Here is an 11,711-nt window from a genome sequence, read left to right on the forward strand (position 1 = left end):
TCGAGAGGGGCCCGGATGCCATGGCATCCGGGCCCCTCTTCGTTCGTTCGTTCCGCACCGTGAATCCGCATCCGTCGGCGGCGGAAGGCCGTCTCGACGTGCGATGAGCGCGAACAGGGGCGCAGGAGGGAAAGAGTCAGGGGGAGGGCGTGAGGCCGCACGCGGCGGCGGTGAACGCCAGCAGCGCGTCGGCGACCGGTTGCGACCGCGGGAGCGACACGACAACCTCGCGGCCGTCGACGCGGGTGACGAGGTCGAACAGGGTGCCGACCTTGTCCTCGGCGATCGCGTGCGGGTCGCAGCGACGGGGCGTCACCGCGACGGTGATCGTCGACGGGGCATCGCCCGCGGAGATCGTCGTGCCGAGCGGCGCTTCTTCACCCTGCACGAAGTGGAGCAGGGGCGTCCCGCGCACGGCGACGAGGTCGACACGGCCCGCCCCCGCGGGGGCGGGCGTGATCGAGAGTGTCAGGTCGGCCGCCCCACCACCGCGCGGAGAAACCGTGCTCGCTTCGATCTCGGCCACGGCCGCCACCGCTTCGCGGTCGCACTGCGCCGCGCTCACGCGCGGCAGGATGCCGAGCGGGTCATCGGCGGCGATCTCCGCGGTCGTCGCGCCGTCGGCGGTCTCGATCTCGAGCGTCGCGGAAGCCGTGTCGCCGTCGGGTGTACAGCGGAGGTCGGGGAGCGGAACCGGCAGGTCGACGACGCGGCCCGGGCCGATCGTCTCGGCGCGCCCCGCGGCCCAGGCGGCGGGGGCCGACAGCGCGGCCCAGGTGAGGGTGGCGCCGGTGACGGTGAGGGCCTGCGCGGAGCCGTTGTCCACGCGCAGCTGGACGCGCCCGGGCGCGATGTCGCCGCGTTGTTGGATCACCGAAACGCTGAGGTCCTCGGGTGCGGGCGGAGGAGCCGCGGAGCATCCCGCGAGGGCGACACCCACGAGGGTGAGCGTCGCCCCCACGGGACGCCCGCGGGTCAGGCTTCGGTCTCCCGTGCGTCGCGCTTGGCGTCCTCGTCGGCCGCCAGGGTGCCCAGGTACAGCTCGATGACGCGGGGATCGGTGAGCAGCTCTCGTCCGGTGCCGGTGTAGGCGTCCTTCCCCTGGTCGAGCACGTACGCCCGGTGGCAGATCTGCAGGCACCGTCGCGCGTTCTGCTCGACCATGATGATGGTCACGCCGGCGCGGTTGATCTCGGCGACGCGCAGGAACGTCTCATCCTGCCGCACGGGCGACAGGCCGGCCGAGGGCTCGTCGAGCAGCAGAACCGACGGATCCATCATGAGCGCGCGCCCCATCGCGACCATCTGCCGCTCGCCGCCCGAGAGCGAGCCGGCGCGCTGGCGCCGCCGCTTCGCGAGCTCGGGGAAGAGGCCCGTCACGAACTCGAACCGCTCGGAGAAGACCTTGGGGCGCTGGAAGAGCCCCATCTGGAGGTTCTCCTCGATCGACAGGCTCGGGAACACGTTGTTGTTCTGCGGGACCATGCCCACACCCTTGCCGACGAGCTTGTCGGCCTTGAGCGCGGTGATGTCCTCACCGTTGAGCAGCACGGCTCCGCCGCGGATCTTGACCTGTCCGAAGATGGCCTTGAGCAGCGTCGACTTCCCGGCCCCGTTGGGACCGATGATGCCAATGAGGTCGCCCTGGTAGGCATCCACGGTGCAGCCGTTGAGGATGTTGACCCCCGGCAGGTAGCCGGCGACGAGGTCGTCGGTGCGCAGCACCGCGGTGCGGGTGGCGGTGGCGGTGTCGGTCATCAGAGCTTTCCGTCCTTCTCATCGGCGGCGAGCTCGGCCTCGGCTTCGGCCGCGGCCTCGGCCTGGATCGTCTCCAGCTGGGAGGTCGTCATGTCGCCGAGGTCGGTGTCGTGGTGAGCGCCGAGGTAGGCGTCGATGACGGCCTGGTCGCTCATCACGGTCTCGGGCGGCCCCTCGGCCACGACGCGACCCTCGGCCATCACGACGACCCAGTCCGAGATGTGTCGGACCATGTGCATGTCGTGCTCGACGAAGAGCACCGTCATCCCCTCCTTCTTGAGGTCGAGGATGTGACCGAGGAGGCTCTGCGTCAGCGCCGGGTTGACGCCGGCCATGGGCTCGTCGAGCATCACCAGCGTCGGGTCGCTCATGAGGGCGCGCGCCATCTCGAGGAGCTTCCGCTGACCGCCGGACAGCGAGGCCGCGAAGTCCTCGCGCTTGGCATCCAGCTTGAACCGGCGCAGCAGGTCGTCGGCACGCTCGGTGTTCGACTTCTCCTGCCCGCGCCAGATCGACGGGATCATGGCGCGGAAGATGTTCTCGCCCTTCTGCCCGCGGGCGCCGAGCAGCATGTTCTGCAGCACCGACAGCCGTCCGAGCGACTTGGTGAGCTGGAACGTGCGGACCATGCCCTTGCGGGACACCTTGAACGCGGGGACTCCTGCGAGGTTCGAGCCCTCGAAGCTCCAGCGGCCGGTGTTGGGCTTGTCGAAGCCCGTGAGCAGGTTGAACAGCGTCGTCTTGCCGGCGCCGTTCGGGCCGATCAGAGCGGTGATCTGCCCGCGGGGGATCTCGAGGTGCTCGACGTCGACGGCCTTGAGGCCACCGAACTGCCGTGTGACACCGTCGGCGACGACGATCGGATCGACCTTCGCGCAGCCGGGGCCGACCTCGCCCTTCACCAGGGGGTGGGTGACGGTCGTGTCAGACATTGAACGACAGCTCCTTCTTGTTGCCGAAGATGCCCTGTGGTCGGAAGATGACCAGGAGCATCAGCCCGATCCCGACGAGGATGAAGCGCACCTGACCGGTCTGGGTGCTGCTCATGAAGCCCAGGATGCCGATGTCGCGCAGTCCCACGATGATGCCGTTCGACAGCGACAGCAGCACCCAGAAGAGCGCGGCGCCCACGATCGGGCCGAGGAGGGTGGCCGCGCCACCGAGGAGGAGGGCGGTCCAGATGAAGAACGTCAGGGCCGTGCCGTAGTTTCCGGGCTGGACGGCGCGGGGGAGGATGAACACCACACCCGCGAGGCCGCCCATGACGCCGCCGAGCACGAGCGCCTGCATCTTGTACGAGTACACGTTCTTGCCGAGGCTGCGCACGGCATCCTCGTCTTCACGGATGCCCTTGACGACGCGGCCCCACGGGCTGCGCATGAGGATCCACACCAGCAGCGTCGCCAGGATCACCAGACCCCACCCGAACAGACGGACCCACCAGTCGTTCGCGGAGTACGTCCACGGCCCGATGCCGTACGTGCCCTCGGGCAGAGGGTTCAGGCTCTGGAACTCGCGGTTGTAGCCGTTCAGGCCCTGCGAGCCGCCGGTGATGTCGGTGAGCCCGACGGTCGAGACCACGTAGCGCACGATCTCGGCCGCGGCGATGGTGACGATGGCGAGGTAGTCCGCCCGGAGACGGAGCGTCGGGATGCCGAGGATGAAGGCGAACAGCACCGAGGCGACGATCGCGATGAGGATCGCCAGCCACACGGGCGCCGAGAGCGACAGCGTCGCGATGGCGAAGGCGTAGGCGCCCACCGCCATGAAGCCCGCCTGACCGAAGTTGAGCAGGCCCGCGTAGCCGAAGTGGACGCTCAGGCCGATCGCGGCGAGGGCGTAGGCCGCGGTGGTCGGGCTGATGAGCTCGCCCGCGGCGTTGTTGAGAATCGAAAGCCAGTCCATGTCGTTCTTCCTCAGCCGATCCGCTCTTTACGACCCAAGACGCCCTGCGGCCGGAACAGCAGCACGCCGATGAGCACGATCAACGCCACCGCATACCGGAGGTCGGGCGGGATGACGATGGTGGACAGTTCCGTGATGATGCCGATGATGAGCGAGCCGACGAGGGCGCCGAAGGCGCTGCCCAGGCCGCCGAGGGTGACGGCGGCGAACAGGAGCAGGAGGATCGCGAAGCCCATGTCCCACGTCACTCCGCGGTAGAGGCCGTACAGCACACCGGAGAGGCCCGTGAGGGCTCCGGCCAGGACCCAGACGATCCGGATGACCCGATCGACGTTGATGCCGGATGCCGCGGCGAGGGAGGCGTTGTCGCTCACCGCTCGCGTGGCCTTGCCGATGCGGGTGCGCGTCAGGAAGTACGCCACCGCCGCGAGCATGACGACGCTGACGCCCATGCTGATGAGCGAGGTGAGCGTGATCGTGACCGGACCGATCGTGACGTTGTCGGTGATCCCGGTGTCGATGTTCCGCGTACCGCCGTCGAAGAAGTAGAGGTACAGGTAGCGGAGCACGATCGACAGACCGATCGTCACGATGAGGACCTGGACCAGCCCCACGCCCCGTCGTCGGAGGGGCTTGAACAGCACGGCATCCTGAGACCACCCCAGGGCCGCCGAGAGCGCCACCGTGATCAGGATCGCCAGGAGCAGATTCCAGCCCAGCGAGGTGAAGACGTAGAAGATGATCGCGCCGAAGGTCAGCATCTCGCCGTGCGCGAAGTTGTTGACCCCCGTCGTGCCGAAGATCAGGGAGATGCCGATCGCCGCCAGCGCGAGCAGCAGACCGAAGTTCAAGCCGTAGATGAAGCGCGAGAACAGCGTGTCCCAGATCGAGCCCGTCGCCGTCGTGCCTTCACCGGTCGGGAAGAGCACGTTGACAGTGTTGGTGGTGCCGATCGTGACGTCACGCGTGACGTTGTCGGGATCGCGGGGCGCGACGCCCTCGGGGAGGGTGTCCACCTGCAGTGTCGCGGTGTACGCGCCCGGGCCGGGGACCGACACCGCCCACCGGCCGTCGGCGCCGGTCGTGCCGATCTCCGAGAAGCCGGACCCTTCGACGGCCACCTCGACGCCCTCAAGCGGTTCGTCGTCCGAGCGGATGATGCCGCCGATCGTGTATTGCGTCGACACGTCGCCCGTGCCGGGTGTGGCGGCGGGGGACGGCGTCGTCTGCGCGCTGGCCGGCGACGCCAACAGCAGACTCAGCACGGCCACGGCGCTCGCGAAGAGCGCGACGAGGACGGCAAGACGGGGAAGGGTGCGCGATCGTATCGCGGTGGGGGAGGAATGACCCACGGAGTCTCCAGTTCGGCAGCGCTGACGAGGTCGTTTCGTCAGCTTCGACGATCGACGCTACGAGCGTAATGTGTCGTTCGTGTTTCGGCGCGACGCCGTTAGCGAACCGTATCGTGCCGACTGCGCTCCGCGGCCCGTCATCCGGGAATGATTCGGACACCCTCGGCGCTTAGAATCGGGAGGCGGGGCGCGACGCGCCACCGGCCGACGACGTCCTTTTCGAGCAGGCGCCGCGCGCGCAGGAGGATCCATGGAGCAGCACGACCCCTTCGGTTTCGTCGGATTGACGTATGACGACGTCCTCCTCCTCCCCGGACACACCGACGTCATCCCGAGCGAGGCCGACACGTCGTCGCGGCTCACCCGCCGGATCACCGTGGCCACGCCGCTGCTGTCGTCTGCGATGGACACGGTGACCGAGGCGCGCATGGCGATCGCGATCGCCCGCCAGGGCGGCATCGGCATCGTGCACCGCAATCTCTCGATCGAGGACCAGGCCGCGATCGTCGACCAGGTCAAGCGCAGCGAGTCGGGCATGGTCTCCGACCCGATCACCACGACCCCGGATGCCACGATCGCCGAGGTCGACGCGATGTGCGCGCAGTACCGCATCTCGGGCCTGCCCGTGGTCGACCCCGACGGCGTCCTCGTGGGCATCATCACCAACCGCGACATGCGCTTCGTCTCGGGCTTCGAGCGCCAGACGACGAAGGTGAAGGACGTGATGACGAAGGAGGGCCTGATCACCGGGCCCGTCGGCATCCACGCCAACGACGTGATCGCGACGTTCGCGAAGCACCGCGTCGAGAAGCTGCCCCTCGTCGACGAAGACGGCAAGCTCGCCGGACTCATCACCATCAAGGACTTCGACAAGAGCGAGAAGTACCCGCTCGCGACCAAGGACGACCAGGGTCGCCTTCGGGTCGGCGCGGCCATCGGATTCTTCGGCGACGCGTGGCAGCGCGCCGAGGCCCTGCGCGATGCGGGTGTCGACGTGCTCGTCGTCGACACCGCCAACGGCCAGTCCGCGGGTGTCATCGACATCGTCCGTCGCCTCAAGGCCGACGAGTCGTTCGCTCACGTCGACGTCATCGGCGGCAACGTCGCCACACGGGAAGGTGCTCAGGCGCTCATCGACGCGGGCGTGGATGCCGTCAAGGTCGGCGTCGGGCCGGGGTCGATCTGCACCACCCGCGTCGTCGCCGGTGTCGGCGTCCCTCAGGTCACCGCCATCTACGAGGCCGCGCAGGCGGCGATCCCGGCGGGCGTTCCCGTGATCGCCGACGGTGGTCTGCAGTACTCGGGCGACATCGCGAAGGCCCTCGTCGCCGGTGCCGACACGGTGATGCTGGGCTCGCTCCTCGCCGGCACCGACGAGTCGCCGGGCGAGATCGTCTTCCAGGGCGGCAAGCAGTTCAAGCAGTACCGCGGCATGGGGTCCCTCGGCGCCCTGCAGACCCGCGGGAAGAAGACCTCCTACTCGAAGGACCGCTACTTCCAGGCCGACGTGCCCAGCGACGACAAGCTCATCCCCGAGGGCATCGAGGGTCAGGTGCCCTACCGCGGTCCGGTGGCGGCGGTCGCCTACCAGTTGATCGGCGGCCTGCGGCAGTCCATGTTCTACGTCGGCGCGCGCACGGTCGAGGAACTCAAGAGCAAGGGCAAGTTCGTGCGGATCACCTCCGCGGGCCTCAAGGAATCCCACCCCCACGACGTGCAGATCGTCGTCGAGGCACCGAACTACAAGAAGTAGGCGTCGCACGAAGGGCCGGGCAGGGAACTGCCCGGCCCTTCGGCGTTCGGCGGTGCCGCCGTTACGCTGTGCGCATGATCCGGCGCACCAGCCATCCCGAGGCGACCGTTTCGGCGCGACGCACCGAGGCCTTCACCGACGGGGTCTTCGCAATCGCCGCCACGCTGCTCGTCCTGGGGCTGACGTCGCAATCCCTCGGCCGGGTCGACTCCGAGGCCGATCTCGCCGCCGCGCTGGGGAACCTGCTGCACCCCGTCTTCACGTTCGTCATCAGCTTCTTCATCCTGTGCGTGATGTGGATGACGCACGTCCGGCAGTTCGAATGGATCGTGCGGATCGACAACGCGGGAATGTGGATCAACAACCTGCGTCTGCTCTTGATCGTCCTGGTGCCCTTCACGTCGTCACTCGCGACGGACTACTCGGACTACCTGATCGGCCGGGTGGTGCTGCCGGTCAACTTCTTCCTCGCGATCGTCGCGGGCTGGATGCAGTGGGGCTGGGCCGTGCGCTCGGGAGCCATCCCCGACCTCAGCACGGGCGACGCGCGCCGGTTGGGTCGGGCGAGCCTGAGCGCGGTGCTGATCAGCGCCGCCGCCGTGTTGTTCAGCCCGCTCGTGGGATCGGTGGCCTTCCTCCTGTTCCTGCTCGACGGTCCGCTCACCCGTGCGCTGCGCGGCACGGACGCGCCCGTCGATCCGGTCGGGCCCGCGGCGGATTCGTCGGGGCGGGCTCCGCGCAGCGACTGACCCCCGCGACGCTCGTCCTCCTCATCGGCCGGCCAGCGAGGATTCCGCCGGTGCGGAGTCCTCCTCGGCCGCCGAGCGGGGCGAACGCCCGGCGGGCAGGAGGAGGGCCAGGCCCGCAGCGACCAGAAGCACCGCCGAACCGACGAGGATCGCCGGGCGGGCGGCATCCACGTAGAGGTCGGGGACCAGCTCACCACCGGCGCCCACGAAGATCGCCGTCATGACGGCCGTGCCGAGCGCCAGTCCGATCTCGCGCACGGTCGAGTTCACGCCCGACGCCTTGGCGTGGTCGATCACCCCGAGCGTCGCCAGAAGCGCCGTCGCGGACGGGGCGAACACGAGACCCATGCCGACACCGGCGAACACGAACGGGGCGACGAGGGCGGCGTAGTCGATGTCGACGGACATCGTCGCGGCGATCCAGCCCAGGGCGATGGACTGCAGCAGCAGACCGACCACGAGGAGGGGGCGCGTTCCGACACGCGGGGCGATGATGCCCGCGAGCGGCGCGACGATCATCGGAGCGAGTGTCCACGGCGTCGTCTGCACCGCCGCCTCCAGGGGGCTCGATCCCTGAACGACCTGCAGGAACTGGATCAGGAGGAAAACCGCCCCGAAGGTCCCGAAGCTGAAGGCGAACCCGACCACGTTCGTGACCGAGAACGACCGATCGCGGAACAATCGCAACGGGACGAGCGGTGCCGAGGTGCGCACCTGCCAGCCGAGGAAAGCGATCACCAGCAGCCCGCCGGCGACCAGCTCCAGAACGACGGATGCCGACCCCCAGCCGTCGTCGTTGCCGCGCACGATCGCGTGGACGAGGGCGAGCACGCCCACCCCGGCGAGAAGCGCGCCGAGGACGTCGAGACGTGCCCGATCTCCGAAGGTGTTGGGGAGCGCCCACAGGGCGAGGGGGAGGGCGACGATCGCGACGGGGACGTTAAGCCAGAAGATCGCCTGCCAGTTCCATCCCTCCATCACGGCGCCGCCCACGAGGGGGCCGACGGCGACGCCGAGACCGGAGATGCCGCCCCAGATCCCGATCGCCAGGGGCCGACGATGGGGAGGGACGGCGCCGCTGATGAGGGCCAGTGACAGGGGCCTCACGCCGGCTGCCCCGAGCCCCTGGACCGCGCGCGCGGCAATCAGCTGGGCCGGGTCGGTGCTGAGTGCCGCGAGCGCCGACCCCACGCCGAAGAGAACAATTCCGGCGACGAAGACCGTCCGCCGACCGAAGCGGTCGCCGAGCGCTGAGGCCACGAGGATCAGGCTGGCGAAGACGAGGGTGTAGGCGTTGACGAACCACTGGAGCTGTTCGATGCTCGCGCCGAGCTCCGCATGCAGCACCGGAAGCGCGTTGGTCATGACGAGGTTGTCGAGGGTCGCCATGAACATCGGCAGCGAGGCGGCGACCACCACCCAGGCAAAGGGGCGGGAGCGGATGATGCGATTCATGAGAGCTCCTTTGTTGTAATCGACTGATAACAAGATATGGGGCACTGTAGTAATCGACTGATAACCTGTCAACATGGCGCCATCGACGGAATCCGCACCCGCCCGCCGGATGAGTTCGGAGGAGCGGCGAGAGCAGATCCTTGCGGCCGCGCTCGCCGTCTTCGGGGCGAAAGGCTATGTCGGGACCACCACCGACGATGTCGCGCGCACGGCGGGCGTGTCGCAGCCCTACGTCGTCCGCCTCTTCGGGACGAAGGAAAACCTCTTCATCGCCGCGCTCGACGACGCGATGGACCGGCTCCTGGCCGCGTTCGGGGCGGCGGCCCAGGGCGCGTCGGCCGACGAACTGGCCGCACGGGTGGGTCACGCCTACATCGATCTCCTGCAGGTGCGTGGGTTGCACCAGACGCTGTCGCACGCCTTCCTCCTGGGTGCCCACCCGGTCATCGGGCCCCGCGCTCGCGACGGCTTCGCCCGCGTCTGGGAGTTCCTGCGCGGCGTCGGGTTCGACGTCGCGTCGGCGCAGGCGTTCCTCGCGCAGGGCATGATGATCAACTCGCTGTTCGGGCTGCGGCTCGCCGACGACTACGACTCCGATCCGCGCGTCCACGAACTCTTCGACGCGTGCTTCCCGACCGACAAGGTGCGGGTGCTGTCGATGGCGCCGCGCGCGGACGAACCCTGGTGACGACGCGGACCGCCAAAAGGCGGGCGGGTAGGCTGGGGGAGTGACCATGGAGATCGATCTCGGCCGTGCCAAGCGGGCCCGCCGCGCCTACACCTTCGACGACATCGCCGTCGTCCCGTCGCGGCGCACGCGCAACCCGGAAGACGTGTCGACGGCGTGGACCATCGACGCGTTCCCGTTCGAGATCCCGGTGCTCGGTGCGCCGATGGACTCGGTCGTGAGCCCGCGCACCGCCATCGAGCTCGGCCGACTGGGCGGGCTCGGCGTTCTCGACCTCGAGGGCCTCTGGACGCGGTACGACGACCCTGAGCCGCATCTCGCCGAGATCGCCGGTCTGCCCGACTCCGAGGCGACGCGGCGGATGCAGCAGCTGTACTCCGAGCCGATCAAGCCCGAGCTCGTGCGCGACCGGCTCGCCGAGATCCGCGCTGCGGGTGTCACCGTGGCGGGGGCGCTCACCCCCCAGCGCACGCACGACCTGTACGAAACCGTGGTCGCCGCCGGCGTCGACCTCTTCGTCATCCGCGGCACCACGGTGTCCGCCGAGCACGTGTCGAGCGTCGCCGAGCCGCTCAACCTCAAGAAGTTCATCTACGACCTCGACGTCCCCGTCATCGTCGGCGGTGCCGCCACCTACACCGCGGCCCTCCACCTCATGCGCACGGGCGCGGCGGGAGTCCTCGTCGGCTTCGGTGGCGGTGCGGCCTCGACCACGCGGGCGACTCTGGGGCTGCACGCGCCCATGGCCACCGCGGTCGCCGACGTCGCCGGCGCTCGCCGCGACTACCTCGACGAGTCCGGCGGACGCTACGTCCATGTCATCGCCGACGGAGGCGTGGGTACCTCGGGCGACATCGTGAAGGCGCTCGCCATGGGTGCCGACGCCGTGATGCTCGGGGTGGCGCTCGCGCGCGCCACCGACGCCCCCGGGCGTGGTTTCCACTGGGGCCCCGAGGCGCACCACGCGAAGCTGCCCCGCGGTCACCGCGTCGCCGTCGACCGGGTGGGGCCGCTCGAGCAGGTGTTGTACGGCCCCGCGCCGGTCGCGGACGGGACGGCGAACCTGATCGGCGCCCTGAAGAAGTCGATGGCCACGACGGGGTACTCCGACCTCAAGGAGTTCCAGCGCGTCGAGGTCGTCGTCGCGCCGTACGGACACTGATGCGGGTGCGCGTGTGACTACTCCTCCCGCGATCGAGCAGGATCCGCCGCAGGTCTTTCCGCCGACCCTGCGCGAAGTGATGCTTCGCCCCCGGTGGTTGGCGCTCCTGGCCTTCTCGCTCCTCGTCGCGGGGGTCTTGGCGTGGCTCGGCCAGTGGCAGCTCGGCCGTGCCGTCGACACCGCGCCGCCCGAGCCGGGCCGGACCGAGATCGTCCAACCCCTCGCCGATGTCGCCCTGCCGGGCGAGTACCTGCCCGAGCCGCTCGTGGGGCAACGCGTCGAGGCGGCAGGTCGCTGGATCGCCGATGACTTCCTCGTGGTCTCGTCGCGCTTCAACGACGGTGTCGAGGGCTACTGGGTCACCGGTCAGTTGCGGCTCGACGAGGTGACCACGCCCACGTCGATCGCCGTCGCCCTGGGGTGGACCCGCGACGCCGCTTCCGCCGAGCGGGCTGTCGAGGCGCTCAACGCCCAGGTCGCGGACGATCCCGATGCGGTCGTGAGCGTCACGGGCAGACTCATCTCGGACGAGGGTCCCGGCCGTCCTGCCGCAGGAGCCGACCCGCAGGAGATGACGCGCATGTCGCCGGCGATGCTGCTCGGCCGCTGGCACGACGTCGACGGAGTGGCGGTCTACCGGCCCTACCTCGCCTCGCAGACGGCGATCGGGCCGCTGGATGCCATCGACTCGCCCGCCCCGGAGGAGCGCTCGCGGGTCAACTGGCTCAACATCTTCTACGCCGCCGAGTGGGCGATCTTCGCCGGTTTCGCTCTGTACCTCTGGTACCGGCTCGCGCGCGACGCGTGGGAGAAGGAAGTGGAAGATCTCGAGGACGAACGATCCGAAGCTCTGGCGGCGGGCACGCCAGAATCCCGCGACTAGACTGGC

11 protein-coding genes are annotated in these 11,711 nt (G+C 69.3%); 5 read left to right on the forward strand and 6 right to left on the reverse strand.

Annotated elements, in window-relative coordinates:
• Window positions 1-136 precede the first annotated feature (136 nt).
• Genes P5G46_RS11710 through P5G46_RS11730 form a run of 5 tightly spaced genes read right to left on the reverse strand, consistent with a single transcriptional unit; the run spans window position 137 to window position 5,015 of the window.
• Entirely contained in the window at window positions 137-940 is an 804-nt protein-coding gene (locus tag P5G46_RS11710) for a hypothetical protein (protein WP_408905751.1), read from the reverse strand.
• A gap of 35 nt (window positions 941-975) precedes the next feature.
• Window positions 976-1,758 (reverse strand): ABC transporter ATP-binding protein, encoded by a 783-nt coding sequence (locus tag P5G46_RS11715; RefSeq protein WP_239274857.1) that lies wholly within the window; start codon window positions 1,756-1,758, stop codon window positions 976-978.
• Window positions 1,758-2,690: an ABC transporter ATP-binding protein gene (locus P5G46_RS11720; protein WP_239274858.1), complete on the reverse strand. Its 933-nt coding sequence runs from the start codon at window positions 2,688-2,690 to the stop codon at window positions 1,758-1,760. Before P5G46_RS11720 ends, P5G46_RS11715 begins: the two co-directional genes overlap by 1 nt.
• The gene (locus P5G46_RS11725; protein WP_239274859.1) at window positions 2,683-3,663 is read right to left on the reverse strand and encodes a branched-chain amino acid ABC transporter permease; all 981 of its coding nucleotides are present in this window, start codon (window positions 3,661-3,663) and stop codon (window positions 2,683-2,685) included. Before P5G46_RS11725 ends, P5G46_RS11720 begins: the two co-directional genes overlap by 8 nt.
• A gap of 11 nt (window positions 3,664-3,674) precedes the next feature.
• Window positions 3,675-5,015, reverse strand: coding sequence for a branched-chain amino acid ABC transporter permease (locus P5G46_RS11730; protein ID WP_408905752.1), 1,341 nt, complete (start codon window positions 5,013-5,015; stop codon window positions 3,675-3,677).
• A 250-nt stretch (window positions 5,016-5,265) separates the two neighbouring features.
• Between P5G46_RS11730 and guaB the strand changes: the two genes are divergently transcribed.
• Both guaB and P5G46_RS11740 read left to right on the forward strand, forming a co-directional pair.
• Window positions 5,266-6,768, forward strand: coding sequence for an IMP dehydrogenase (guaB, locus tag P5G46_RS11735; protein ID WP_239274861.1), 1,503 nt, complete (start codon window positions 5,266-5,268; stop codon window positions 6,766-6,768).
• 74 nt (window positions 6,769-6,842) lie between these two features.
• A complete protein-coding gene (locus tag P5G46_RS11740) occupies window positions 6,843-7,517 on the forward strand; it encodes a TMEM175 family protein (RefSeq protein ID WP_239274862.1) in 675 nt (224 codons plus the stop codon).
• A gap of 21 nt (window positions 7,518-7,538) precedes the next feature.
• Here P5G46_RS11740 and P5G46_RS11745 read toward each other — a convergent pair whose 3' ends face one another.
• Window positions 7,539-8,972, reverse strand: a complete 1,434-nt coding sequence (locus tag P5G46_RS11745) for a DHA2 family efflux MFS transporter permease subunit (RefSeq protein WP_408905753.1) — start codon at window positions 8,970-8,972, stop codon at window positions 7,539-7,541.
• 73 nt (window positions 8,973-9,045) lie between these two features.
• Here P5G46_RS11745 and P5G46_RS11750 point away from each other — a divergent pair, with 73 nt between their 5' ends.
• Genes P5G46_RS11750 through P5G46_RS11760 form a run of 3 tightly spaced genes read left to right on the forward strand, consistent with a single transcriptional unit; the run spans window position 9,046 to window position 11,705 of the window.
• Complete coding sequence (locus P5G46_RS11750) at window positions 9,046-9,660, forward strand: TetR/AcrR family transcriptional regulator (RefSeq protein WP_239274864.1); 615 nt, start codon at window positions 9,046-9,048, stop codon at window positions 9,658-9,660.
• A 46-nt stretch (window positions 9,661-9,706) separates the two neighbouring features.
• The gene (locus P5G46_RS11755) at window positions 9,707-10,822 is read left to right on the forward strand and encodes a GuaB3 family IMP dehydrogenase-related protein (RefSeq protein ID WP_375095376.1); all 1,116 of its coding nucleotides are present in this window, start codon (window positions 9,707-9,709) and stop codon (window positions 10,820-10,822) included.
• Between the two features lie 13 nt (window positions 10,823-10,835).
• Window positions 10,836-11,705 (forward strand): SURF1 family protein, encoded by an 870-nt coding sequence (locus tag P5G46_RS11760; RefSeq protein WP_408905754.1) that lies wholly within the window; start codon window positions 10,836-10,838, stop codon window positions 11,703-11,705.
• Window positions 11,706-11,711: the final 6 nt, after the last annotated feature.

The sequence above is a fragment of the Microbacterium mcarthurae genome (assembly GCF_046064585.1).
Lineage (GTDB): Bacteria > Actinomycetota > Actinomycetes > Actinomycetales > Microbacteriaceae > Microbacterium > Microbacterium mcarthurae.

What these genes read in the sequence shown, in the direction of transcription:
- guaB (WP_239274861.1), top strand. Translation starts at nt 5,266, where the DNA reads ATGGAGCAGCACGACCCCTTCGGTTTCGTCGGATTGACGTATGACGAC.
- P5G46_RS11740 (WP_239274862.1), top strand. Translation starts at nt 6,843, where the DNA reads ATGATCCGGCGCACCAGCCATCCCGAGGCGACCGTTTCGGCGCGACGC.
- P5G46_RS11755 (WP_375095376.1), top strand. Translation starts at nt 9,707, where the DNA reads ATGGAGATCGATCTCGGCCGTGCCAAGCGGGCCCGCCGCGCCTACACC.
- P5G46_RS11745 (WP_408905753.1), bottom strand. Translation starts at nt 8,972, where the DNA reads ATGAATCGCATCATCCGCTCCCGCCCCTTTGCCTGGGTGGTGGTCGCC.
- P5G46_RS11750 (WP_239274864.1), top strand. Translation starts at nt 9,046, where the DNA reads ATGGCGCCATCGACGGAATCCGCACCCGCCCGCCGGATGAGTTCGGAG.
- P5G46_RS11720 (WP_239274858.1), bottom strand. Translation starts at nt 2,690, where the DNA reads ATGTCTGACACGACCGTCACCCACCCCCTGGTGAAGGGCGAGGTCGGC.
- P5G46_RS11725 (WP_239274859.1), bottom strand. Translation starts at nt 3,663, where the DNA reads ATGGACTGGCTTTCGATTCTCAACAACGCCGCGGGCGAGCTCATCAGC.
- P5G46_RS11715 (WP_239274857.1), bottom strand. Translation starts at nt 1,758, where the DNA reads ATGACCGACACCGCCACCGCCACCCGCACCGCGGTGCTGCGCACCGAC.